23 protein-coding genes, 1 other RNA gene and 1 riboswitch are annotated in these 24,139 nt (G+C 39.6%); of the genes, 5 read left to right on the top strand and 19 right to left on the bottom strand.

Features of this window, described 5'->3' with window-relative positions:
* Positions 1-3: 3 nt before the first annotated feature.
* Complete coding sequence (locus KSMBR1_RS17020; RefSeq protein ID WP_261341110.1) at positions 4-996, top strand: cation diffusion facilitator family transporter; 993 nt, start codon at positions 4-6, stop codon at positions 994-996.
* A 167-nt stretch (positions 997-1,163) separates the two neighbouring features.
* Here the strand turns inward: KSMBR1_RS17020 and KSMBR1_RS17015 are convergent, their stop codons facing one another.
* The 4 genes from KSMBR1_RS17015 to ssrS all read right to left on the bottom strand — a co-directional run bounded on the left by KSMBR1_RS17015 (position 1,164) and on the right by ssrS (position 3,990).
* Positions 1,164-1,790: a cyclase family protein gene (locus tag KSMBR1_RS17015; protein WP_157820688.1), complete on the bottom strand. Its 627-nt coding sequence runs from the start codon at positions 1,788-1,790 to the stop codon at positions 1,164-1,166.
* Between the two features lie 254 nt (positions 1,791-2,044).
* Positions 2,045-2,869: a mycothiol system anti-sigma-R factor gene (gene rsrA, locus KSMBR1_RS17010; RefSeq protein ID WP_099326393.1), complete on the bottom strand. Its 825-nt coding sequence runs from the start codon at positions 2,867-2,869 to the stop codon at positions 2,045-2,047.
* Entirely contained in the window at positions 2,866-3,453 is a 588-nt protein-coding gene (locus KSMBR1_RS17005; protein WP_099326392.1) for a sigma-70 family RNA polymerase sigma factor, read from the bottom strand. Before KSMBR1_RS17005 ends, rsrA begins: the two co-directional genes overlap by 4 nt.
* A 355-nt stretch (positions 3,454-3,808) precedes the next feature.
* A non-coding RNA gene (gene ssrS, locus KSMBR1_RS17000) (6S RNA) lies at positions 3,809-3,990 on the bottom strand.
* Between the two features lie 177 nt (positions 3,991-4,167).
* On the opposite strand from ssrS, the gene KSMBR1_RS16995 reads away from it, so the two are divergent.
* The 4 genes from KSMBR1_RS16995 (at position 4,168) to alr (ending at position 8,920) form a co-directional block, all read left to right on the top strand.
* Positions 4,168-5,190, top strand: coding sequence for a hypothetical protein (locus KSMBR1_RS16995; RefSeq protein ID WP_157820687.1), 1,023 nt, complete (start codon positions 4,168-4,170; stop codon positions 5,188-5,190).
* Positions 5,191-5,378: 188 nt separating this feature from the next.
* Positions 5,379-6,380: a biotin synthase BioB gene (bioB, locus tag KSMBR1_RS16990; protein ID WP_099326390.1), complete on the top strand. Its 1,002-nt coding sequence runs from the start codon at positions 5,379-5,381 to the stop codon at positions 6,378-6,380.
* A 225-nt stretch (positions 6,381-6,605) separates the two neighbouring features.
* A complete protein-coding gene (gene bioF, locus KSMBR1_RS16985) occupies positions 6,606-7,781 on the top strand; it encodes an 8-amino-7-oxononanoate synthase (protein WP_099326389.1) in 1,176 nt (391 codons plus the stop codon).
* Between the two features lie 14 nt (positions 7,782-7,795).
* The gene (gene alr, locus KSMBR1_RS16980; protein WP_099326388.1) at positions 7,796-8,920 is read left to right on the top strand and encodes an alanine racemase; all 1,125 of its coding nucleotides are present in this window, start codon (positions 7,796-7,798) and stop codon (positions 8,918-8,920) included.
* Between the two features lie 25 nt (positions 8,921-8,945).
* On the opposite strand, the gene KSMBR1_RS16975 is transcribed toward alr, so the two are convergent.
* The 15 genes from KSMBR1_RS16975 to KSMBR1_RS16905 all read right to left on the bottom strand — a co-directional run bounded on the left by KSMBR1_RS16975 (position 8,946) and on the right by KSMBR1_RS16905 (position 24,132).
* The gene (locus tag KSMBR1_RS16975) at positions 8,946-9,125 is read right to left on the bottom strand and encodes a hypothetical protein (RefSeq protein ID WP_099326387.1); all 180 of its coding nucleotides are present in this window, start codon (positions 9,123-9,125) and stop codon (positions 8,946-8,948) included.
* A 31-nt stretch (positions 9,126-9,156) separates the two neighbouring features.
* Positions 9,157-11,283 (bottom strand): ChaN family lipoprotein, encoded by a 2,127-nt coding sequence (locus KSMBR1_RS16970; protein WP_099326386.1) that lies wholly within the window; start codon positions 11,281-11,283, stop codon positions 9,157-9,159.
* Positions 11,284-12,189: 906 nt separating this feature from the next.
* Positions 12,190-12,381 carry a hypothetical protein gene (locus KSMBR1_RS16965; protein WP_099326385.1) on the bottom strand — a complete coding sequence of 64 codons (192 nt, stop codon included), beginning with the start codon at positions 12,379-12,381 and terminating at the stop codon, positions 12,190-12,192.
* A 237-nt stretch (positions 12,382-12,618) separates the two neighbouring features.
* Positions 12,619-13,752, bottom strand: coding sequence for a hypothetical protein (locus tag KSMBR1_RS16960; protein ID WP_157820686.1), 1,134 nt, complete (start codon positions 13,750-13,752; stop codon positions 12,619-12,621).
* A 259-nt stretch (positions 13,753-14,011) separates the two neighbouring features.
* A riboswitch (cyclic di-GMP riboswitch) is annotated at positions 14,012-14,093 on the bottom strand.
* Between the two features lie 246 nt (positions 14,094-14,339).
* The gene (locus KSMBR1_RS16955) at positions 14,340-14,711 is read right to left on the bottom strand and encodes a hypothetical protein (RefSeq protein WP_099326383.1); all 372 of its coding nucleotides are present in this window, start codon (positions 14,709-14,711) and stop codon (positions 14,340-14,342) included.
* A gap of 193 nt (positions 14,712-14,904) precedes the next feature.
* The gene (locus tag KSMBR1_RS22525; protein WP_157820685.1) at positions 14,905-15,735 is read right to left on the bottom strand and encodes a GGDEF domain-containing protein; all 831 of its coding nucleotides are present in this window, start codon (positions 15,733-15,735) and stop codon (positions 14,905-14,907) included.
* Between the two features lie 322 nt (positions 15,736-16,057).
* A complete protein-coding gene (mdh, locus tag KSMBR1_RS16945) occupies positions 16,058-16,999 on the bottom strand; it encodes a malate dehydrogenase (RefSeq protein WP_099326381.1) in 942 nt (313 codons plus the stop codon).
* 335 nt (positions 17,000-17,334) lie between these two features.
* A complete protein-coding gene (locus KSMBR1_RS16940; protein ID WP_099326380.1) occupies positions 17,335-18,018 on the bottom strand; it encodes a class I SAM-dependent methyltransferase in 684 nt (227 codons plus the stop codon).
* A 3-nt stretch (positions 18,019-18,021) separates the two neighbouring features.
* Complete coding sequence (locus tag KSMBR1_RS16935) at positions 18,022-18,312, bottom strand: hypothetical protein (RefSeq protein WP_157820684.1); 291 nt, start codon at positions 18,310-18,312, stop codon at positions 18,022-18,024.
* 250 nt (positions 18,313-18,562) lie between these two features.
* The gene (locus tag KSMBR1_RS16930) at positions 18,563-19,597 is read right to left on the bottom strand and encodes a tetratricopeptide repeat protein (protein ID WP_099326378.1); all 1,035 of its coding nucleotides are present in this window, start codon (positions 19,595-19,597) and stop codon (positions 18,563-18,565) included.
* A gap of 259 nt (positions 19,598-19,856) precedes the next feature.
* The gene (gene gspM, locus KSMBR1_RS16925; protein WP_099326377.1) at positions 19,857-20,459 is read right to left on the bottom strand and encodes a type II secretion system protein GspM; all 603 of its coding nucleotides are present in this window, start codon (positions 20,457-20,459) and stop codon (positions 19,857-19,859) included.
* Positions 20,460-20,461: 2 nt separating this feature from the next.
* Positions 20,462-21,730, bottom strand: a complete 1,269-nt coding sequence (locus KSMBR1_RS16920; protein ID WP_099326376.1) for a PilN domain-containing protein — start codon at positions 21,728-21,730, stop codon at positions 20,462-20,464.
* 212 nt (positions 21,731-21,942) lie between these two features.
* Entirely contained in the window at positions 21,943-22,740 is a 798-nt protein-coding gene (locus tag KSMBR1_RS16915) for a type II secretion system minor pseudopilin (protein WP_230408088.1), read from the bottom strand.
* A 128-nt stretch (positions 22,741-22,868) separates the two neighbouring features.
* Positions 22,869-23,672 (bottom strand): prepilin-type N-terminal cleavage/methylation domain-containing protein, encoded by an 804-nt coding sequence (locus KSMBR1_RS22520; protein ID WP_099326374.1) that lies wholly within the window; start codon positions 23,670-23,672, stop codon positions 22,869-22,871.
* Positions 23,665-24,132, bottom strand: coding sequence for a pilus assembly FimT family protein (locus tag KSMBR1_RS16905; protein WP_099326373.1), 468 nt, complete (start codon positions 24,130-24,132; stop codon positions 23,665-23,667). Before KSMBR1_RS16905 ends, KSMBR1_RS22520 begins: the two co-directional genes overlap by 8 nt.
* Positions 24,133-24,139 lie beyond the last annotated feature (7 nt).

Raw genomic sequence — 24,139 nt, 5'->3', positions numbered from 1 at the left:
CACATTCATGACTTAGATTATTACAATTCATCTGAAGGGAATACGCACAAGCATACCTATAGACTTCACGAGCGAAAAAAGCTTATCATGGCAAGCGCTATCACGGGAGTCATATTTATTGTTGAAGTAATTGGCGGGATTATCACAAACAGCCTTGCCTTACTTAGTGATGCAGGCCATATGCTCACCCACCTCTTTGCTTTATTGATTAGCCTGTTTGCCATAATGTTTGCATCAAAACCGCCTACGCAAAGAAAGACCTACGGTTTTTACCGGTTAGAAATACTGGCAGCATTGCTTAACGGCATCATACTCCTCCTCATCACCGTTTGGATATTTTACGAAGCATACCATCGGTTTGTAACCCCGGAAGCGATATCTAGCGGCATGATGTTTTTCCTGGCTATTATAGGCCTGCTTGCAAATATAAGCTGTGTTTATATTCTTAAGTCAGGCGAACATGGGCACAGTCTGAATGTCAAATCGGCTTTTTTGCATATGCTTGGAGATACCATTTCCTCCGTTGGCGTAATAATCGGCGCAGTTATTATTTATTATACAAACTGGTATATTATCGATCCCATCATTAGTATAATGCTATGCATCCTCATCCTGATATGGTCATACAAATTAATAATGGAATCAGTTGATATTTTGCTTGAAGCAACGCCAAAGGATATTAATGTCGGGGAGGTAATTTCACAATTAGAGCAAATCACGGGCGTTGACGGAGCGCATGATATTCATATTTGGACAATTACTTCCGGCATGTATGCAATGAGCGTGCATATAGACACGAAGGATATGCCGATCAGCAAAACTGCCGCAATTTCAAGGGAAATTAACCGTGTTTTAGTTGAGAAATTCAGGATAGGACATACTGTGATACAGTATGGATGCGAATGCAACAATAACAATGGTGAAAGTAGTAAACATCTATACAACAAAGAACATGCGCATGAACAAGACCATACCCACGCACATGATAACAAATAAATATTTACGCATTTTGTAACGATTTAGTTGCAGACCAGCGTGTCTAAGGTAGTACGTTATCAGTAATTTCTGTGCATTTGACCGTAGACTGTAGACTGTAGACTGTAGACTGTAGACTGTAGACTGTAGACTGTTTTTTGCGCTTGTTTGGTTCTGTCTATGCCAGCTTAGGTACTTTTTAAAACAACCCGTGCCGGGCTTCCATCGCCGTCCTTTATTTTTAATGGCAATGCAATTAATTCATACCTTCCACGCTCAACATTTGATAAATCCAGGCCTTCGAGAATAATGACGTCGTTTCGCAAAAGAGTGTGATGTGTTTCTGCCAGTTGGCTTTCAAATTTTTCTACTGAAAGATAATCGACTCCAACAAGTCTTATTCCCTTGTCTACTAAGTACTGCGCCGCATCTTTTGTTAAGTAAACAAAATCTTTTTTAAAGGTGGAAAATTTCCAGTATGATGAGTTGACTGTTTTAAAAAGAACCCTTTTTACATTGTCAAATCGCAATTGCTTTATATCACTTACGTCGATATTTTCTTTGTTTTTAAACTCAAATACCGTTGCTTCGCCTATCAGATTTTCAAGGGCAAGCTGGTCAATTGTCCTGCCGTTTTCCAGAAAATGGCTGGGAGCGTCAATATGAGTGCCGCAATGCGAACCTATTTTTAATTCAGAAAGATTACAAAAATCTCCCCGGGAAATCAGGCTTGTTCCAGTAATCGATACCGCAGGGTCGGATGGCCAGGTAATCATGGCATTTGATATGGGTACGGTTACATCATAAAAAGTCATTTTTCTCCCCTTATATAATCCCCGCAAGTATGGGAGAAGCATTTGCTATGAATTGCCCCCGAACTGGCAAATGCTTTTCTCCTATTCTTTTATTAAACACTATAAACAATACCGCCATTTTCAAATATGAAGAAATTATGCGAAACAAATCAAGGGGATATTTTTATAGCGGGTTGGAAGGGTACTAAAGAAACACACGATGTGAAGCCAATAGCCAAAGACACCATTATTTGCTGGCAAGATAGCCTCAACAATTAATGCGAAGCAAGAGTTGCGGCAAATCTTAGCATTTCATTGGTATGAATGTCTGATGTAAGGAAATAGGTAGTGTCATTTTCAATCCAAATAACTGTATTAAATCCACGCCGGTTAGTGATGTAAAAGTCTCTGGGACCAAAACTAATACGTTCCAGTTTTGCTATTGGGAAATGCATGTTGCGGATAATTTGAAGTGATAGTTTATTCCCCTCGTGGTTAAATACAATACACGGACTGCTTGTGCCATAATGATTTACAGGCATGTCATTTACAATGCGTACCTGCTCTATATTCAACGGATTTAATGACTTGCGTATCTGGGTATTAATGTTTTGGCTTAAATATCTGCTGGCGTTCCCAACAACAGATGTTCTTTCATTAAAGACTAAATTCTCATTCAGCACTTTAACATGATTGGTAACTGCGTCATCGACAATAGAAACCGAGCCTGCCTGTCGATTGTTCGCCAGATAAAATATTCCGCCTGCAATCATTAATAATAGAGAAGCCGCTATCGCAAGAGTATGGGGTGAAAATAGTATTTTTAATCGTTTTCGTTCGTGGGAGGGGGCTGTGCGAGAAACCGATTCATGGTCAATGGAGTCAAGATTTGCTATGATTCTGCTGCGTAAATGGCGCGGGGCGGTTACGTTTTTACAATGAGCTTTTATTAATAAACGGGTTTGTTTTTCAAATTCATATCGTTGATTACAAAGAATGCATTGTTCTAAATGCTTTTGCAGTTTGGGATAAAGACCGGTCTCCAACTCACCGTCCATAAATTCATAGAGATATTTATTAACATCGATACAAGACATCATTTCTCCCTCTTAACAAAGCCTCTTTCTTTCGCATAGTTCCACAAATTTTTTCTCAGCAAACTTCTTGCGCGATTAATCCTTGATTTTACTGTTCCGATGGGAACATTTATAATTTCTGCGATATCTTTATACGTTAATTCTTCAATATCAGAATATATTATTGCCTCGCGATATTCGATGGGCAAACTATCTATTGCGTTCTTTATATCATCTCCCAGTATATCATCAAGGCTCTCTACCTTGCTTTTCAATGTATCAATTGATTCCTTTGTGTCTGGTTCATTATTGTTTGATACATAAGAGCTTACTAATTCAATATCTTCGTAAAACACTTCACCTGGGGAACTGATAGTCTTTCTGTATTTATTTATAAATGTATTCCTTAGGATTTTAAAAAGCCATGCTTTAACATTTGTCCCCTTTTGGAATGTGTTAAAAAACCGATATGCCTTCAAGTATGTTTCCTGAACAAGATCTTCCGCATCTTCTTTGTTCATTGACATACGCACTGCCATATTATAAAGGGAATCTACGTGCGGCATTGTGAGTTCTTCGAATTCTTTTCTTGTGTCGTTTCCCTTCATTTTTTCTCAATGCATCCTTACAAACAGTTAAGTACTGGATAATGTTCCCGACGAAGTGAGTATTCTGCAATTTTTAATTCAAATTTTAAGAAAATATGCGACCGGTAAAAAAGGTGGTTCTTTGATAATGCCAAGTGGGAAGGTTTATTTGTAACTTCTCAATAAGCAGAGGGAAACAACCCTCTTTATTAATGAAAATACTGTAACAGTCGGCAATCTACAGTCGGCAAATTGCAGATTGTAGATTGCCGACTGTGGACTGTGGACTGTGGAAGGTAGAAATTATTATAAAAACCTCAACTTATTGAGAAGTCACGTCTATTTTTGTTGTTTCAGTTGTATTGATAGGCATAAAGGCTCCACCGCAATGCCGTGTGAGTTTTTTTTAAATGACCCGTATTTTACGGTGGTATTCCCAATGATAGCTTTGTATTTTTCTCACTGGAGACTATATACGCCACTAACAAAGACGGGATCCCAAATTATTGTTATAGGTCTTAAAAATTATACCTCTATCCACGTACATGGCAGAGCCCTTAAAAGTAAATTCATGTTAGCAATAAATATATTTTCTGGCAAGCGAAAAAAAGTTTTACAAATAATAGTTTTTTTAAAATGGAATACTTTTGTCTGAAAACAATCAGGGGGTTTTTGTTTTCGGATGTTCATTTGATTCTCTTGACAGAAATGTTGCTTAAGTTTAATATTGCATGCATGAAATTCGGAGCCAGTTATTTTGCTAACAGAATAGTACGTCATGTAAAAACAGACATGGAAAAGATGGCAGACGATGGGTGTACCTTCGTTGTTCACACCATGAGCGAACACGACGTCACGTACCATTCCGGAAACATGTCAGATATCGTCAAAGCAAGCCATGACGCCGGACTTGAGGTATTCCTCGATCCATGGGGCATAGGCCGTGTTTTTGGCGGAGAGTCTTTTTCCGCTTTTGTAAAGGTATACCCGCATTGCAGACAAAAGCTGAACTTCGCGGAAGGCGATATGATGATATACAAGGCCTGCTTGAACGTAAAAACTTTCAGGGATTACATGACAAATTGGATTGAATTGGCGGCAAAAACAGGCACAGACGGGGTTTTTTGGGATGAACCACACCTTTTCTTCGGGGAATTTACCCACCTTTTCGGGGGCAGAAAAAAGGACGTATGGGGCTGTGTATGCAACACGTGCCGCGACCTGTTCAAACAGAAATACGGCTATGAAATGCCACTGGAATTTACTGGTGAGGTAAAGGCATTTCGCCAATCCACTATTGTTGATTTTCTGGAATACCTGGCAAACACTGCTTCTCAAAAGGGACTCAGGAATTCCGTGTGTCTGTTCCCGACGACAGACCCACGATACGGCATATATGAATGGGAAAAGGTTGCGATGATTAAAAGTATGGATATATTCGGCAGCGATCCTTACTGGTATGCCTATAAAAAAGAGGTTACGGAATTTGTAAGAGAGATTTCATCAGCGGTTCTCTCTCTATCATTAAAACATAAAAAAGAACCACAAATATGGATACAGGGATATAGAGTTCCTGCCAACAGGGAAGAAGAAATAATGACGGCGGTTGACGTTGCATACAATACCGGGATTCATAATATCGCCACATGGAGTTTTGAAGGCACAGATTGCATGACTTACGTGCGGTCTGACCGTCCTGAGATCGTTTGGCAAAATGTACGCAACGCCTATTTAAAATACAGAAAGAAACACCCCTAAACTGGCATAGACAGAACTAAACAAGCACGAAACACGAAAGGGAAACCACAGATTGCACAGACTTCGTCGTAAGCTCAGTCGAACGATTACACCGATTAAAAAAAAAATAGTAGGAGCACGGAGTACCACGTCCCTGCAAAAGGACGAATAACTAATAACCAATGACCAATGACCAATGACCAAAAATTATGCATAACCGGATAGAAACAATCGCCCAACAATCGTTACAGAACAATGAGATCAGCCATGAAGACGCCATTTATCTATCGCAGGCAGGAAACGACGAAGTGTATGATCTTTTTTATTGGGCAAACAGAATTCGCCTGAAATATTTCGGGCAAACAGTAAAGGCATGCTCTATTGTAAGTGCCAAACAGGGAACGTGTACAGAAGACTGTGCCTTTTGTTCCCAGTCTTCATATTATCCCACGGCAATTGAAAAATATAATCTCATTGAAGAAAATAAGATAGTCGATGCCGCATTGTACGCGGAAAATACCGGTGCCCACTCGCTTGGCATCGTTACCAGCGGATATAGTATTGACAATGAAAATGAATTGGACCGTGTGTGCCGCGCAATAAGTACCATCTCCCGCGATGCACACATACATCCACACGGCTCGTTCGGCGTATTAACAAGAGAAATGGCGGATGCTCTGGCAAAGAGCGGTTTAAAGAGAATAAATCACAATTTGGAAACCTCCGAACGATTTTTCCGCAACATTTGCACTACCCATACCTACGCTGACCGTTTAAACACAATATACGCATCAAAACAAGCCGGACTCGAAATTTGCTGTGGTGCAATATTTGGCATTGGCGAAGAAACGGAGGATCGTATTCATCTTGCATTTACTTTGAAAAAATTAGACGTCGATTCCGTGCCACTCAATTTTCTACATCCCATCCCAGGCACCCCTATGGGAAACCGCTCAGTTCTGACTCCTATGGAAATATTAAAAATTATCTCTCTCTTCCGGTTTATTTTGCCTGATAAAGAAATCAAAATCGCCGGCGGCAGGGAAAAGAATCTGAGAAGCCTGCAATCATGGATGTTTTACGCCGGGGCAAACAGCACAATGATTGGAAATTATTTAACGACAAAAGGGAAACCAGGAGAGGAAGACCTGCAAATGATAAAAGACCTGGGGTTAGAATTAGAAAGAACTTCTAATGACGAAATGATTTGAAATTCAAAACAAGCCTCATGGTGTTTTCAGGTTTGCAAACCTGAAAACACCTGAAAATCTGTGTAATCGTTCGACTTAGCTCACGACGAAGTCTGTGTAATCTGCGGTTCCCCTTTCGTAATTTTGCGTGTGTATTGAGGACTTAGGATTTCACAATAATCGGATAGCACCTCTAAATATTTTGCCAAAAAAAGTGTTACCGGAAAACGAAAAGGTGTTTATGTTATGACTATGGAATTTATTTCCGGCATATTAGATGAATTAAAAGACCGCTCCCTACTGCGTGATTACATAACGATTGAAAGCGCTCAGGAGCCAACTGTACAGATAAATGAAAAACCCTATCTCTCTTTCTGCTCAAATAATTATCTGGGACTTGCCAACCATCCCATAGTAAAGCAGGCAGCCATAGAGGCTATACGCCAGTATGGCTGTGGAACCGGCGCATCACGGCTGGTATCCGGCACTATGTCCCTGCACACAGAACTGGAAAAGAACATTGCCCAACTCAAAAAAACAGAGGCCGCATTGCTTTTCCCCACGGGCTATATGGCGAATCTTGGTGCAATATGTACACTTGTCTCGAAAGAAGACATCGTTATCGGCGATAAGCTGAACCATGCAAGTATTATTGACGGATGCCTATATTCCGGCGCAACGTTCCGTGTTTATCCACACAAAGATATAAATAAACTGGAGTCATTGCTGCAGAGGTCTTCATCATACCGCAGAAAACTGGTAGTAACAGACAGTGTATTCAGTATGGATGGCGATACTGCCCCCTTAGTGGAAATCGCCAGCGTCGCAAAAAAGTACGACGCGCTGCTCATGGTGGATGACGCCCATGCTACCGGGGTATTCGGGGAAAACGGCAGAGGATTGATTGAACATTACGGACTGGAAGGACAGGTGGAAATCATCATGGGATCATTAAGCAAGGCTGTTGGCAGTGTTGGCGGATTTATTGCCGGCAGTCAGCAGCTCATTGATTTCTTAAAAAACAAGGCACGGCATTTTATTTATACCACCGCCCTGCCACCGGCCGTATGCGCAGCGTCACTGGCCGGACTGGGCCTAATCCGGAAAGATTTATCCCTAATGAATAACTTGTGGGAAAATATCCGTTATCTCAACGCCCGTTTGTCTCATTTTACCCCTGCCATTACCAGCGAAAGCCCTATCTTCCCCTTTGTTGCCGGGTCAGCCAAAGACGCACTGTCTCTTTCACTGAAACTATTTAAAAACGGCATACTAATTCCCGCAATCAGGCCTCCAACCGTTCCCGAGGGAACCTGCCGTTTGCGTGTCTCCCTTATGGCAAATCACGAGAAACACCATCTTGACAGATTAATTGAAGTATTGTGTAACATTGGATTTTTGAATGAACATTCGCCACGATAAGGAGTGACTCTTCCATGCACAGGCCTACATGGGCGGAGATTGACCTTTCCGCCCTGAGACATAATCTGCAGGAAATAAGAAGACGCATCGGGGCAAACATAAAAATCCTTGGCGTTGTAAAGGCAAATGCATACGGTCACGGTGATTACGAAATTGGTGCGCTATTGGTAAAAAATGGCGTTGAAATGCTCGGCATCGCCATTCTCGAAGAAGGCGTCCACCTTAGGGAAAAAGGAATCACTTCTCCGTTACTCCTCTTTGGCGGTTTCTTTGAAGAACAAATTGATGCGATTATTCACTACAACCTCACGCCAACCGTTTACGATCTGACACTTGCCGAAAAACTTGCACATCATGCACATTCTGCCGGAAAAACCGTTAATGTCCACGTTTATATCGATACGGGAATGGGCGGCACGGGAGTGAGACATGACGTCGCTTTTGAATGTATAAAACATCTGACCGAAATGAACGGCCTCGTTATCGAAGGGATTTACACACACTGTTCTTCTGCGGACGATAATGATTCCACTAACACGGAACGGCAAATAAGAAATTTCAAGGACATTATTGCGAAACTTGATACGGCTGGTATAATAATTCCGCTGAAGCATATGGCAAATACCGGATCAATACTGCGTTACAATGACTCGTATTTTACCATGGCAAGGCCTGGCCTTTCACTCTACGGTTTACACGTATCAGATAAAGAATCGCGCAACCTGTCTGTTAAACCTGTTATGAGTTTAAAAACAAGGATTATACATATCAAAACAATGGAACCGGGAGAGACTTTGGGCTATGGCGGATCATATAAAATCACCCGGACTACCCGTGTAGCGACGCTGCCTTTAGGTTACGATGATGGATACAACCGGTTATTATCAAATCAGGGAAGGGTCATTGTGCGGGGAAATAAGGTTCCTGTTATCGGAAGAATTTGTATGGATCAATGTTTTATTGACGTAACCACGATAAAAAACGTATCGGTGGGAGACGAAGTCGTGATCTATGGCAGACAGGGAAAAGAAACTATTTCAATAGAATCTGTTGCAGAGCAGCGAAAAACCATTCCCTATGAAATAACCTGTAATGTGAGTTACCGGGTACCAAGGATATATATTGACGAGAATGGTTAGATCGGAATTTCCCCTTCTTTTCCCATTAATATTCGATACTCCAATCAGGGTCATACCTTGCGTGACAGCTTGGGCATATCAGGATAATCCCGGTTTTCTTCTTTTCTCTCCTTATAAATGACATATGAAAACCATCCTCGTATCCACACTGAGGACAACGGTGCAATTCTTCTTCTATCCTGATGGGAATCGGTTCTTTCTTCATATCAACAATAATGCTCCTTTTTTACCGCACCTTATTTCATTTCAAACAATGTAACTGCATACGTAATTTTAGTGCCGTCGCGGTCTATGTTAACGGTACACGAATCCCCAAACTGCTTTGTTTGAAGGTAGTGTACCAATTCAGCGACAGTATTCATCGCCTTGCCGTCAACCGCCAAGATAACATCGCCTGCCATAAGTCCTGCCTTCTCCGCAGGACTGCCTTCACTTAATTTTTGTATAATTAATTTCTTATCATCCCTGTTTTGTATATGTACGCCAAGATATATTCTCTTTGTTTGTGATGTTGTAGTTGCTACAACCCAGATAAAATCCGCCGGCTCCAGGGGGATTGAAGAGATAAACATGTGATGGTCCCCGCCCGGCATCCCGCCGTTAAACACGGTAGGGTAGATAGTATAATACGGCAATAAAGTGCGCCTGAACACCCTGGCCGGTATGCCAAAATCGTAGATTATGTGGCCGTTCCCCACAAAAACCAACATTTTTTTACCCTTACCTTCCCATGAGGATAAATAGTCCACAATTGATTGCGCCATATACTCTTCCCAAAGGCACTGCACATTATTATATTTTTCCAGATTTTCCTTCCCGTGCATATGGCCGCCGATAACTTCCTGCAAATAAATACGGTGGAAAAAACCTGTTGTATCTATTTCTGGGAGTTGTGCTTTTTCTTCCTCCGTTAAAGATTCAAGCCCCTTTTCGCTCACCATTTTAACCACTTCTTTTGGCGCATTTAACGCACGTACGCTGATCTTTTTTTCCCTTGCGAAGTCCAATATATCTTTATACAAGTAATAGTCAAATCCCCATTGTTTATCCCAGTCTGTATATTCCAGAAATTTCTTCTCGTCAATCTCTCCGGCAACCCATTGGTCCAAAAAAGGTTGATACTGTCTTGTAAACATTTCCATGCCTATAGCAAGATTTTCTCCGTATTTTTCATAACACGCCTGCAATACCTTTAACTGCGCCCTATGAGTAGCATCGACGGCATGTATTTCCCCCACGTAGATGATGCCGGCGGAATCAAAGAATTTTAATACATCAGTAAAATTCATTATTATCCCTGTCGGCACGTGAACAATATCCTCAACCTCCACTTTTTGCGGAAAATGTTTTAATCTCGTCACCTTTTCTTCCTCAGAAAAAGCATTTAGAGTTAACGTTAAGATACAAAAAAAAAGGATACACGCTGTTTTCCCGAAATTTTTCATCAACAAGTGTTTTAAAAGACTTTTTACTACTCTAAAAAAACCGAACCCTATTGGTGTTAATTTCGGAAGCCTGAAATTGTTCACCTTTGCGGCAGACAATGATTCACCATGAATTTCTATTCTGTTCAAATCTTGCTCTCCTATGTTATGCAATTTTGCTGTTTGTAAAATAGGCGACTGTGAGGGAGATACTCCAATAACGCGGTCAATGGCAATGCAATCCTTTCCACCAATTAACAGTGACACATTTCTGGGAACCCCGCCCGAAGGTCCCCGCTCTTCCATAGCCATAACAGCGTCCACAATAGTAAATGATGGTTTTACCCTATGATAGTTTGCCAATAACATTTCCGTATACCATCTGATGTCGTTATTTGACCGGAAATGCCTCCATACCTTTCTTTTGCCACTGACACAACCATACATATTTTTAACTGCGGCGGTAAATAACAATTGTACATGCGCCTTAAGTTTTGGAATATTTATAATAGCATCAACATCTAACGCCTTTCCGGAAACCGTTAAGTTAAAGGTCTTTGTCCCGCATTGCGCTTTTACCCTGCGTGCGTTATCAAGCTCGACAATGTCGATTCCATGTTTTTCCGCAAATGTATCAAGCTTCAGACGTCTGACAATCTTTGACACTGCCCCAAAAGCAGGACTGTCTCCAATTATTGGCGTTGCTCCAAATTCTAATAGTTTTTCCGCTATTCCCTCGATAACAAGCGGGTGGGTGACCGTACAATCGCCATAGTTACTTTCTTTCAAAAAGTTCGGTTTCAGGAGCACTTTTGCCCCTTTATTTATTACATTGCCAAGGCCGCCAAAAAAGTCAAACGTTTGCGCAAGAGCAATAGAAATCTTTTCCTTGTCATAGACCTCGCATCGAACAACTGAAACCTTTGTTATCTTTAACATGAAATAAAGATTAGATAGTTTATGGGGACATTTTTACCGGTTACCATGCGGCTATTTACGGAAGGATAGGTAATAAAATACCTCATAAATTAAGAACTCTCAATAGGTTGAGGTAAACACCGCCCCTGCTCCCTTTATTAATGTGGAATACTGTACAGTCGGCAAATTGCAGATTATGGACGGTGGAAGGTAGAAATTATTATAAAAAACACAACTTATTGAGAAGTTACATAAATTACTCTTATTGTGATGAATTATCCTATACTATACTCAAGGGGTTCACAAAATGTGATTTAAGAAATGCTATAACTATTTATGTCAACAAAAGTTGAATCTAATTTTAGAAATCCCTATTTGTGAGCTCTTACAGTATAATTCCCTATGGATTTCCCATGTAGTTTATTATTTTTTTGCTTGCAATAGTATATTATTTTATCGCTATTCTCAGGGTATTCAAGTCATTCTTCTTTTTATTCCTTTTGATAGTTTTTTGAGTAACTATTCAACGTAATATATTAAATTGCAGAAACACGACTCGTTACCAAAAACCCCTGTTTGGGAATGCCTGCATTTGCGTTGCGCTCAGACAGCTTGATGGGTAGCACTGATAATCTTGTTTGTCAGTAAAATTGCTTCAACTCATAACAACACGGACAAACAGAGTTTGTCCGTGCCACCTATTACGATGAATTTTATTGTTCTTCTTTCGAGAACCTTATTTGTTGTAACACTTTAGTTTTTTGAAACCGTAGGGGCGAAGCATTTGCATGTTTGGGCATGAACGCATGTATGCCAGTTATTGCAAATGCTTCGCCCCTATATCGTGCGGCAAGACAATGTTATTATTGGAATTTTTCAAAAAATTAAAATGTTAGTATTTGTTTGACCATATTTATGGACAAGTTCCTAGGCGAAAACGTCAACATTTTTACCAACACCATCAGGATTAGTTGCTCCCTTATCTGTCCGCACACTTTCAGAATCCCCAATAAGCTTTAAAATTGTAGCGCCTTCCGTTTTCATTGACTCCATGGCTTGTTTTGCCATAACCACGTTATTCGACATGCTTTGCGCAAGATTTGTCAACGTATTATCCATAATAATCTCCTTTTCACCTCCTAAGTGATATCAAATTTTGACCAAACTATCTTATCGGCAGCAGCTTTTATTACTAATCAACCCTTTTTAATAGTCTGCAACATTCCCAAAAGGAAAAGCCTCCCAACCTCTCTTTCAAGAGGTTGGGAAAGGTTTTTTCCTTTCTCTACGATACCTCTAACCGAATAAAATCTTTGATTAACCATTCAAATTTAATCTCAATCCTACGATTGTTCATTAGCGTCGATTTTTCCCTTTTCCCTTGTCCTTGCCTTTATCGCCATCATCATCGTCTTCGTCTTCATCGTCGTTGTCATCGTTTTTTCCCTTCTTACTTCCCTTCACCTTAACGGTATCGCTTCCCTCGAATTTTGTACCATCTGATAATTCCCCTGTAATGGTAAATTCAACACTTTGTGATTCACTTGTTTTTAAATCTAAACCAACTTCTAAATCACTTATATTAAACTTGACCTTAAGTTTATTCTTTTTTTCATCACAATCAATTGCAACAGCACCTTCACACACTACTGTTTCACATACTATATCTTCGATATTATGCGTGGAAGGTAGTTTTATATTGGCAATAAACTTACCGTTACTATTAAGATTTATCGTCTTTGACTGGAAGCTCACATATGCCTCTATTACAGAAGGCGTCTCGACTGGTGTTGATGTGGGAGTTGCAGAAGGTTCTGTTGGCGTTGCCGCAGGCGTGGCAAATGACGTTGGTGTAGGCGTTATTTCGGCATCAGTAATCAAACCTCCCGGAACCAGCAATTCAACATCATCCCCGGATATCTCTGCCGAAACTTCCAAAACAGAGGTTGAGTATGGCGCAACAGTTGCGGTAGGCGTCACAACGGGCGAGGTGGTTGCAATTGGAGATGCCGTTGCAACAGGAGTTGGAGAACCTGCCGGCAAAGGAGAAGCAACGGCAATGGGAGAAGGCGTTGGGGTTCCTGTAGGGGAAGCCTTTTCGTTAATAACGACGCTTACAATCTCCACTTTATCGCCTGATTGAAGAACAAGGTCCATATCCTCCAACGCAATTCCCTCTTCAATCTCAAATGGAAATTCATATGGCTTTGCGATATCGTTCACTTCTGTTTCAATTACCAAGGCACATGTTTTATTGGCATACAGTAGTGTATCAAGATGTATTAAATTGGATATTGATAATTTTACTTTTCCATTTTTGTTTATTTCAACACTTGCATCTAATTTGTCTCCATCAAAAGCGCTTGAATCACTGACGGTAAGGCTGGTTTTATAAAGGGTATCCGCTCCAGCCCCCTCCACTACAAACGACAAATAAATACCTGTAAATACAATCGTCCATACACTTAAAACTAATTTCCTTTTCATCATTTTACTCCTTTCCAAAAAAAATTTCTCTAACAAAAACAACAATTTTATACCCATTGTAAAATAAAAAAACCCAAGACAATATGCCACATATGCCTTGGGTTTTGGGTTATCTTAAAAGCCTATTGAAATCTTGAACCTAATCAATAAAGCATCACATTTTATAAAAGGGATTCAACCGTAAGTTTATAGCTAAACCTTTTACAAACAAAATACTTACCGGCTCAGCGCCTGATCAATAAACAGCTTTTACACCATTATAGGTGGCAACCTGGCATTCTTTCCAAAAAATAAGACCCATGGCTTTGCGTCCCAACCTCACGATTGGTTTGCCTTTGTATGCACACTTTTACCAAAATACATTAATTAGTCAAGAAAATTATCGCGGTTTGGCAAAAAAAATATTTTAAAATATTTGTAACTCTTTAGTCTTTTTAAAAAGACTTTAACTTTTATGTTTACAACACACATTCCGACACCGAGGGAGGATGTGTGCAGTAAGCATAGCAACAGTTCAGCCGGTTTGAAATGTATGTGGAATACAACTTGGTTAAGAAATATTTACGGTCTCACTCGAAACCACTGGCTGGCTAATAGTACCGGTTTGATCTCTGTAACCACAAAAAAGTCACACTGCTTAACTCCTTATTGTAAACCTCTATCATCCCCCTTTTCTCATGAATGCTCAATCTGTGTAGATTTTTTTTAAGCCATTCGTTCTCCACCTTCAATTTCCTTATTTGCCGATACAACTCATCTATTACTTTCTCCTTCTCTCCGACTAACTTCGCCTCCTTCTCCTGAAATATCCCACCTAATCCTTCTATCGCTCGTTTACGCCATTTTGCTATTTGCGTCCTATGCATTTCGTACTGTGATGACAACTCTGCTAGCGTTTTTTCATCCCTGATCGCTTCTAATGCCACTTTTGCCATAAATTCTGTATTAGAACTCTTTCTCATTTTTCAGACCTCCATTGTTATTATATCCTACCCAAAATGCATCTTAACTACTGGTCTGAAAATGCCAGTCAATTATAGTTCGCAAAGATATCTGCAGCGGTTGATGAACTCTTAACGAAAACAATACGGCGCAATGGCAACCAGCTTGTTGAAAACCAAACAGCGTTTACTCCCCATAGCCTTGATTGAAATGTTATGCACTTGTTTTATTAAATGAGTGGACTTTATTTTCAATTCTGTTTTTTCCGCTCGCTTTTATTGTGTACATGAGATTATCAGCTTCTTTTATTAATTCATTCAATTTGCAAGATTCGGAGCATGTGACAAGGCCTATGCTAAAAGTCACCGGCCAATTATTTTCATGCACCATATCTAAAAGAGCATGTCGTAATTTATTTAAAGCTGTAATAGCACTTTGAGCATTTGTTTCTGGCATTAGAAGTGCAAATTCATCACCTCCGAGTCTCGATACTGTATCAATTGATCGAATGTTTTCTTTTATTGTGCCAGCAACTACTTGCAAGAGTTTATCACCGGCACTGTGACCAAGGGTATCATTTACCTGCTTAAAATTATCGATATCAATATAAGCAAGTGACAATGGGTGAATAAATCTTGCAATTCGTTCTATTTCTTTTGTAGCTATTTCATAAAAAAAACGCCTATTAGCCACTCCCGTTAAAAAATCGTTTCGCGCCATAGATTTTTCCTTATTTAACAGATTTCTGACTTTGTCAATGGAGGAGGTAACAATTAAGAAGAACCCTAACCGCATAATCGAGTTCCAGACAGGAATTATATAATGCGAATATGCATGACCAGAATTGATGTCTGCCAGATACCATGTTATTGCACTGAAAACAGAGATTACGACTCCATATCTTCGCTTGGCGAACCACGTTGCCATTAGCACAGGCAACAGATAAAAAATTGAAAACGATATCTCGGAACCTGAGGCATAGTCTATAATGCCAAGAAAAACAACCAATAAAGAGCTGCTTGCTGCGATTATTATTTTAGGCATTCTATCCATATATTTCAACAGTAGTTTCATCTTATGGCTCACCTAATTGGCAGTTTGTTTTTTGCATAACAATGACGTAAAAAGAGAAGTAGAGTGTCGGGAGGTGAAGGGTATTATAAGTTTTTTTTATACACTTCACATATTGATTTAATAGTAAAGAATCCAACCGCAGGTAATTCAGGAGACACCATACATAATTCCTGCGCTAAACTGTCCACTTTGCGCATGGATTTAGCCCAGGAATTAAAGTCCCCCTCTTTTCCGTAAAAAGTTGTAGCACGAAGCGATTGCTTCGTGAGTTATTTAATAGAAGCGATACGCTTTAAAGTCCCAATAATGCGTCAACCTTATTGCATAGCTGTTTTACTTCATTAGCAGATTTTTGTAAAGCAACGGACTCTTTTTCGTTGAGCTTGATTTCAAAAATATCTTCAACCCCATTGGATCCAAGTATTACCGGCACACCAACAAAAAGATTATTTATTCCATATTCTCCTTCACACAAAGCGGTGCATGGCGCTATCTTTCGTTTGTCTTTTAAAACAGCCTCAACCATTTCCACAACGGCTGCCGAAGGGGCGTAAAACGCGCTACCGGTTTTCAGCAAATTAACAATTTCCGCGCCGCCATTTCTCGTTCGCTCAACAATTTCATTCAATCGTTCCTGTGGAATTAATTCTTCAACAGGAACGCCGGCAATAGTGGTATACCGGGTGGAGGGCACCATAGTATCCCCATGCCCTCCAAGGACAAATGCATGGATATTTTCAACGGACACACCAAGCTCCATTGAAATAAAAGCGCTAAAACGCGCAGCATCAAGAATGCCTGCCATTCCGATAATGCGACGCCTGGGAAATTTGCTGATTTTGTAAGCCACATATGTCATGGCATCCAGTGGGTTAGACACTATGATAAGAATGGCATTCGGCGAGGTCTTTGCTATGTTTTCAGTAACTCCTTTTACGATACCCGTATTTATTTGTAGCAGGTCATCCCTGCTCATTCCTGGTTTTCTCGACACACCAGAGGTGATAACTACTATATCCGAATCCTTTGTTTCTTCATACCCGTTCGCACCGGTGATTTTCGTATTATATCCATAAACAGGACCTGCCTCCAGGATGTCCAAGGCCTTTCCTTGCGGCATATCCTGCACTATGTCTAAAAGTACCAAGTCTCCGAGTTCCTTTTCTGCAAGGCGTTGTGACAATGTGGCTCCGACATTCCCTGCGCCAATAATGGTTATTTTTTTTCTGGCCATAAATATACTCCATTGATTTTCATGGTGTGTGAATAAGTGTAATTACGAATCCCGCATTTCGTGTTTGTTTGATTTCGGCTGTGCCGGCTTAGATGAAATCCGAAATACGAAACACGAAATACGAGACAATTTCTAATGACAAAATAATTTGAAATTCTAAACAAGTACACCTTTCGTATCCCGCATTTCGTGCTTCATATTATTGTAAGTTTTGGATTTGTTTTGAATTTTATGCTTTGTTATTCGGATTTGTTTCGTATTTCGTACTTCGAATTTCGTATTTTTTATATATTGCTTGTTTGATTCCGGCTGTGCCAGCCTAAGGGACAGGTTGACTATAATGCCTCTGGGCTAAACACCAGAAAATACTGGTAAGGAAGGAGTAGGTCATATTTCTTTTGTAATGTAAACCCCGCCTGTTTTAATTCGTTGATAACCAATTCTTCCGGCAAGCGGATATTGATCGGTGGGCCAATGGGACTCTCTTTGCTAAATTCTATAATTGCTAGCCGGCCTTCGGGTTTCAGTGATGCTTTCACTTTCTTCATGAAATCGACAGGATGCGCTATTTCATGGTATATGCTTAGCAAGATTGCCGTGTCAATACTATTTGCAGGCAATAAGGGGTCGTCCATGCCGCCCAGCACGAGACGAACTGTTTTTTCATCTTCCGCATTTAATCTGTTTTTAATGTAATCAAGCATTTCTTGTTGTATATCGACGGCATAAACAGTCCCGGTTGGTCCGGTACGTTTTAAGAGTCTCATAACAAGGTATCCGGAACCGGCTCCAATGTCAGCAACAACGCTCCCTTTTTTGATTTCCAGCGCATCCAGCAGTAATTCCGGTTTTTGCCAGACATCACGTTCCGGATTCTCAAGCAGCGGGATTTTTGCAGGACTGAACAGTTTGCCGGGACGCTCAAGTTGTATGGTATATTGGGCGTGCATTTCACGGCAAAAAAACACTATTCCCAAAATAGCAATGAGAGAGAGTAGTTTGGTTCTTTTTTCACACATAAACTAGTTTTCCTCCTTTTCGTTTTTTTCTTTCTGTTCCTGTTTATCTAACCGCAAGATGAGCCAGATCGATGCGCCAATGGCGAATGGCAGCAATATGTATTGAATAATCTCTAGTTTTGACCGTGGATATGGCGTTATTTCCGGGAGGGGAGAGGAAGTTTGAAATTGTTGCGGTTGTTTGGCTTCCTCTGTTTGATTACTTCCCTGTGTTGTTTGGGCGTAAATGAAACTGCCGGAAAACAAACTGCCCGTTAGCAGAAAAAAGCACATTAAAATCAAAACTTTTTTCATAATGAAACATCCATAAACTTTAGTCACAAATGGGGATAAAAATAAATAATCCACAATCAGGACGCAACGCGTGGTAATAAGCAAAATAATCGTAACACTTTAGTTTTTTGAAAAATTAGGGGCGAAGTATTTGCTGCAAATTGTCATAAAAGCATTCATACCCAAACGGGCAAATGCTTCGCCACTACACTATGCGGTAAACATCGCTATTATTAGAATTTTTCAAAAAACTAAAGTGTTACAAATAATTTCATTTCTTAAATACAAGTTCTTTGTAAATATCAAATTCTCTTTTCGCCTCTTCGTGTTTGCCGAGTTTATTATATGAATCTCCCATCAACAAGCGCACATTGGTGTTTGCAGGGTTTAATTCCGTCAGTCTTTTGCAAATTTCTAAAGATTCACCGTATAATCCACTTTTATTATATGCAAATCCAAGATTGTACAGCGCATCATGATTTTCAGGGTCAAGGTTTAAAACTTTTTTAAACGCTTCAATGGCTTCATCAAATCTCTCCATCATATTATATGCTACGCCGATATTGTAATACGTTGGGACATGATTCGGATTAATGGTTAATGCCATAAGGTATGCTTTTACTGCTTTGTCAAACCTGTTTTTTTCTCCATAAATACATCCCATATTATAGTAAACATTGGCATTGCCTTGATCAAGCGAGACATATTTTTCAAAGGTAGCAATGGCGTCATCGGCCATGCGGTTCTTGTAGTAAAGAGTTCCAAGTTCAAGGAGTGCTTTTGCGTCGCGAGGATCTAATTCTATCACTTTTTTGAAGTTTGCAATCGCTTCGTTTGCTTTGCCCGATTTAGTATATGATAAAGCAAGCATCCTGAATGCTTCTTTCATCGTCGGATCTAAACTGACCGCCAGACTAAATGCTTCTGTCGATTCGTTTATCCACCCCTGCTGAAAGAGTTCACATCCTTTGTTGTAATAATCATTTGCCGTGAGTGGTTTTCCCTGAATAGGTTGTTCGGCTTGTTGCTTTTCTGGAGGAATTGATTTTTCTGTTGTTTCCGGCGCTTGAACGCCTGCAATGGCATTTATGTCCAAAGGAGGCCTTGTGTCCATTGTAACCGCGTAAGGAACTGGCGTTACTGCAACTGGTTCTATTCGTTCTATTTCAATTATTTCCGTTAAAGGGCTTTCTTTTTTCCCGCAGCCCGCATTGACCAAGACAAAACAACAGGCAAAAAAAAACGCAGAACTGAAGATTGGTTTTAACCACGAAAGAAATTCAAAATGGCAATTTGTTTTTTTCATGTTATTTTCCCCGAATTCCTTTTCAAATAATTAATAATGCCGCCGTTCTTATGGCATTTTAGTTTGACAAGTTGAATTGTCAAGAAAATTAGCGTTTATTATGAGGCGATTATACTGTAACTGTCATTCATTAGTCATTGGTCAACAGCCGATTGCCGACTGCAGAAGCAAGCATTAAATATTTTGCCAAAAAGCACGCACTGACGAATGGAAGTGTGCAAAGAAATTACTGGATTTGTTCGGTGCAGTCTATGCTATTCTATGATTTCTTTTCTATAAAGGCAACCGCTGTTAAGGTCGAGTTAAGAACCGCACCCTTCACTGCCGTAACACCTAATACTTTAATTCTGAGATTGTCAATAAAAAGTGTTTTGTCGTTATCATATTCGATATCATAGAGAAAATTCCGCAATTCTTCCGTACTTGCGATATCGCTTATTTCAATATTAATTGATAATGCTATGAGATACGGATTCTTATTGATGATATTTCTCTTTAGTGCAGTGCTTCTCGATACCACCAAACCGTTTTTTTTCGCAATATTATTTACTATCTCCTGCAATTTTGCAGATGCAAGTTCTTCCGTCTCCTCATAAAAAAACTTCTTCTTCATTTTTTCATAATATTGTTCCAACTCACTCAATCGTTCTTCGTATCGTTTTTTATTTGCAATAAACGAGTAACTCTTCTCCAGCAGTTTTTCTTTCGTTTCTAAACTCTGCTTCGTTTCATTGATCGATGTAAAGAAGGGGGTAATTATTGCCCTATCGATGACAATATAAAAGAGAACGAGTATTGCACCAATCAGCAGAACTCTTTCTCGTACTTTAAATCTTCTCAATACAGCAATCAGTTTTTCCATCACTACTGCCTTTCAACCTTACCCTTTATCCGGAATTTCTCCCTCCCGCTCTGCGTTTTGGTAACAGGAGATGCTAAACCAATCGCTGATAAAAGAGGTGAATTTTCCAGAATGGGTATTAAATGGGTGGAAGATACCGCATCACCCTCTATCTCAAACAGATTATTATCTATTTTAATGGTTTTAGCCCAGGCGTCGTTCGGCAAAATTCTCGCTAATTCCAGGATAATATCAATTCTTGGAATGTATTTTTCGCTGATTTTGTCAACATTAATCACCGTATTCTCCAACAACTCCATCCTCTCTTTTGTATTTTCAACAATCTTTATCTCTTTTTTTAATGATTTAATTATTGAATCCACGGTTTTTATTCTTGTAAGGTTATTCATTTTCTGAATATAGGGTATCAAAAAAATAAACAATATTAAGAAGCCTGTCAAAAAACACATTGCCGATATTTGAGGATTGCGTTGTTTTCTCTTTAACTTAATTAAGCTTATATTACACGGATAACCAGAAACGCCATAAAGCGCTGCGCCATATGATTCTGCATTCTCATCCATCCGTTTTGTTTGAACAGAATAGTCTTCCGGCAAAATTGTATCACCGTTATTTATATAAAAAACTGCTCCGGGAGCATTCGCCTTTACCTGTTTTGTCAACTCATCCAGATTCTTCACAATCGACGATGACCTCAGGAAACTATTTTCATACAGGCTGTAGCAGTAATCCTTTTTATTTTTATTAACAACGGCAACAGCGCCTCGTTTGTCTGCTATGAGAGGAATAAATGCGAAGGGTGTGATAATAACCCGAGATGGCATTATTTCGAGAGCTTTCAAACGCAACAATATATCATCCAATGCCTCTTTTTTTACCGCAACAATGAGTACCTTTGAATTGTGCCGGTTGCGGGAAAGCAAGTGAATATCAAAATAAACATCTTCGTTATTAAAAGGAATAAAACTATCTAACTGATATGATAACGCTTCCCGTAATTCTTTAATATTTGCATAGGGAAATTCTATTTCTCTGATAATACATAATTCTCTGGGCACGGAGAGGATTATCTCTCCGGCAAATTTCTTTTGTTGCACTAAAATGGGTTTTAATTGCTGGCTATCTTTAATTAAAAAATCTTTTACTACAAACGTTTCATACGATAATTTGATTAGTTTCCTGGAAACAAACGTAATAACAAGATCATCCCCGTGCAAAGATAAACCAGTGCCACTGGGGGAAAAGACACCAACAAACGGAATCCTACTCATAGCATTAGTCCTTAGGCGATTTTCTGAATGTAGGGCGAAGTGCAACTTCGCTCATAACGAAGCAGGCGCTTCGTTCTACAATTTTAAAATTTTTATATACCAAAAATCCACCAATAGTGTTTACAGGAAAGGTGGATTCGCAATCGCTTAATCCACCCTATATCTGTGGTTTAAATATCTTTTTATCGGTCGGAGGCTTCGCCAGACACTTATTAATCAGGATATACCGCAATAATAGTAAAATCACCGCTGCCTTTCCGCACAATCATCTTGTAAGAGCCATAAGAGTTTTCTGATTTTTCAGGGTGCGAAAGAGCATTAATTGTCAAAAAACTTGAATCGTACACGGTTAAATATTTCGTCACTTCCTGAAAGGATTTGCCTATGACCCCATACCCTCTGAATAATTCCTTTAAATCTCCGAATTTTTCTATTTTCCCGTTTTCATCTCTATATTGAATAATCGCATCAACTATTTCCGGTGAAATGTCGGGCACGGAAAGCAACACTTCCTTAGAAGCAAAATTAACATTAATTTTGCCGGCTCCATAGATGGTTACATGCTCCCGTAATAATTCAAATACTTGCGGGGTAACGCCCTTTACTAATGTTAACTCTTCAATTATCTCAAATGCCCCATTTTTCGGTTCGTAAGGTTCAGGTAATGAGCTGTAGTAATTTTTTTCCGCTCCATTTACATGGTGCAAATCATCCTCATCCACCCAATCCAAAATAGAATCCGTTATAATTTCTGCTGCATGTTCTTCGATCTTCAGGGCTAAAAGGAATTTAATAAAACCCTGTTTCGTCTCATCAGTAATCTTATTTATGTTTATTTTGCCGCTTTCATCGTAAATATGCACATCACAATTCCTATCCCCTATCAATACAGAATACGGTTTATTGCTTGGTACCCATTGGCGTACACTTTGTCCCTTCTTCTCTTTCCCGCGCGGCTTTTTTTTATTATCCTCTGTTTTTTTAACCTGTTTTTCCGGGAGCAATAGCATTTTTATCGCATAAATACATGCCCCTCTGGCAGCATAAACATTTTTTATACGCTCAGTAAACGCCAATTCGGTTTTTATCGCAATACCGGTATTGCGGGTAAAACTTAATGCGATAAATCCTATAACTACTATTGTCCATAGGCTAAAAACGAGTACATAGCCATAATTGGAGTTATAAGCGTTTGTTCTTCCCCATTTTTTGTTACCGTTAGTTTTATTGCCTTCGGGATTTTCCCTATAATTTTTCCCTTCCATACTGCTTTCACGCCTTCTTTACTATTATCACTCTGTTGAGAAGGAGACACTTCCCCTCCTGCAATATCCACGTCATCGTCCATTGCGTCCTCATCAGATACTAAATATTCAAATGCAACGGATGTACAGTCATTAAAAAATACCGTATACTCTTCATACAAAACGGCGTTAGATTCCATACGAAAATTCGTTTTAAATCCTTCCGCCAAATCCATTAACAATTTTGGATTCAATCGTGTTTCAACATAAATCAAATCCAACCTGCCCTCATCATTCATTTTCACCTTATAATTTGCAATTACCAATCCCTGTGAATAATGTTTTTTTAAAGAAAGCGGCGAGACAAAAGCAAGAAAATCTTCTTCACCAACAAACATTTTATCCTTCTTTTTTTTCACATTATCATTTAGAAGTCTGTTTTCTTTCGGGAGTTTTTGATTATACAGGGCAGACGCTTGCTGCCAAAGGAAATCAAAGGCCGCTTTTTCCCTTGTGGAATCACTGAACCAAACGCCCTCTTTTTCCATAGAAAACAAGCCAATTCTGATCGCATACACCCCTGACATAACAAGCACCATACCAACAAAAAGCGCTATTAGTAACTCGAATAAGGTGAAGCCTTTTTTGTCATGTATGCCAACCGCATCATCATATACGCTACAATAATTACTATTCATTCCCCTTCTTCTTTTTCTTTATAGTATCATTTCTCTTCTGTTCGATAAATGTTACCGTATCAATCGTTATCCCCTCTACTTGCGTATTTAATGCCATATAACCTTCCGGGGGTAATTCTCGCTCCTCATCCTCCTCCCCCATCATAACTCTCATACGTGCTTCTTTATATTTATCAATTTCCATGATTTTCCATTTAACACCCTTTTCGGTAACCCCCTCATATATTGTTTTTTCATCCAGCCTGGTGTATATCCCATCAAGTATTCCCAAAAAGGATTCTTCTGCTTTTGTCCTTGCCAGCAACAACGAATTTGTATGATCGTCGATTTTCCCTCTAATTCTGGAAGAATTACCCACCATGCTGAAAAAAATACCAATGGAAACGCCGATAATTGCCATCGCAACCATAACCTCAAGCAGGGTAAATCCTTTTCTTTTTTGAGACAAAATGAATTTCATCACCTCA

The organism is Candidatus Kuenenia stuttgartiensis (assembly GCF_900232105.1).
In the GTDB taxonomy this organism is placed as follows: Bacteria; Planctomycetota; Brocadiia; order Brocadiales; family Brocadiaceae; genus Kuenenia; species Kuenenia stuttgartiensis_A.
The sequence above is the reverse complement of the archived record's forward strand: the minus strand, read 5'-3'. Positions and strand labels throughout refer to the sequence as shown.

Coding starts and splice junctions, on each gene's coding strand:
- KSMBR1_RS17015 (WP_157820688.1), bottom strand. CDS start 1,790: ATGACTTTTTATGATGTAACCGTACCCATATCAAATGCCATGATTACC.
- rsrA (WP_099326393.1), bottom strand. CDS start 2,869: ATGATGTCTTGTATCGATGTTAATAAATATCTCTATGAATTTATGGAC.
- KSMBR1_RS17005 (WP_099326392.1), bottom strand. CDS start 3,453: ATGAAGGGAAACGACACAAGAAAAGAATTCGAAGAACTCACAATGCCG.
- KSMBR1_RS16995 (WP_157820687.1), top strand. CDS start 4,168: ATGAAATTCGGAGCCAGTTATTTTGCTAACAGAATAGTACGTCATGTA.
- bioB (WP_099326390.1), top strand. CDS start 5,379: ATGCATAACCGGATAGAAACAATCGCCCAACAATCGTTACAGAACAAT.
- bioF (WP_099326389.1), top strand. CDS start 6,606: ATGACTATGGAATTTATTTCCGGCATATTAGATGAATTAAAAGACCGC.
- alr (WP_099326388.1), top strand. CDS start 7,796: ATGCACAGGCCTACATGGGCGGAGATTGACCTTTCCGCCCTGAGACAT.
- KSMBR1_RS16975 (WP_099326387.1), bottom strand. CDS start 9,125: ATGAAGAAAGAACCGATTCCCATCAGGATAGAAGAAGAATTGCACCGT.
- KSMBR1_RS16970 (WP_099326386.1), bottom strand. CDS start 11,283: ATGTTAAAGATAACAAAGGTTTCAGTTGTTCGATGCGAGGTCTATGAC.
- KSMBR1_RS16965 (WP_099326385.1), bottom strand. CDS start 12,381: ATGGATAATACGTTGACAAATCTTGCGCAAAGCATGTCGAATAACGTG.
- KSMBR1_RS16960 (WP_157820686.1), bottom strand. CDS start 13,752: ATGATGAAAAGGAAATTAGTTTTAAGTGTATGGACGATTGTATTTACA.
- KSMBR1_RS16955 (WP_099326383.1), bottom strand. CDS start 14,711: ATGAGAAAGAGTTCTAATACAGAATTTATGGCAAAAGTGGCATTAGAA.
- KSMBR1_RS22525 (WP_157820685.1), bottom strand. CDS start 15,735: ATGCCTAAAATAATAATCGCAGCAAGCAGCTCTTTATTGGTTGTTTTT.
- mdh (WP_099326381.1), bottom strand. CDS start 16,999: ATGGCCAGAAAAAAAATAACCATTATTGGCGCAGGGAATGTCGGAGCC.
- KSMBR1_RS16940 (WP_099326380.1), bottom strand. CDS start 18,018: ATGTGTGAAAAAAGAACCAAACTACTCTCTCTCATTGCTATTTTGGGA.
- KSMBR1_RS16935 (WP_157820684.1), bottom strand. CDS start 18,312: ATGAAAAAAGTTTTGATTTTAATGTGCTTTTTTCTGCTAACGGGCAGT.
- KSMBR1_RS16930 (WP_099326378.1), bottom strand. CDS start 19,597: ATGAAAAAAACAAATTGCCATTTTGAATTTCTTTCGTGGTTAAAACCA.
- gspM (WP_099326377.1), bottom strand. CDS start 20,459: ATGGAAAAACTGATTGCTGTATTGAGAAGATTTAAAGTACGAGAAAGA.
- KSMBR1_RS16920 (WP_099326376.1), bottom strand. CDS start 21,730: ATGAGTAGGATTCCGTTTGTTGGTGTCTTTTCCCCCAGTGGCACTGGT.
- KSMBR1_RS16915 (WP_230408088.1), bottom strand. CDS start 22,740: ATGCTATTGCTCCCGGAAAAACAGGTTAAAAAAACAGAGGATAATAAA.
- KSMBR1_RS22520 (WP_099326374.1), bottom strand. CDS start 23,672: ATGAATAGTAATTATTGTAGCGTATATGATGATGCGGTTGGCATACAT.
- KSMBR1_RS16905 (WP_099326373.1), bottom strand. CDS start 24,132: ATGAAATTCATTTTGTCTCAAAAAAGAAAAGGATTTACCCTGCTTGAG.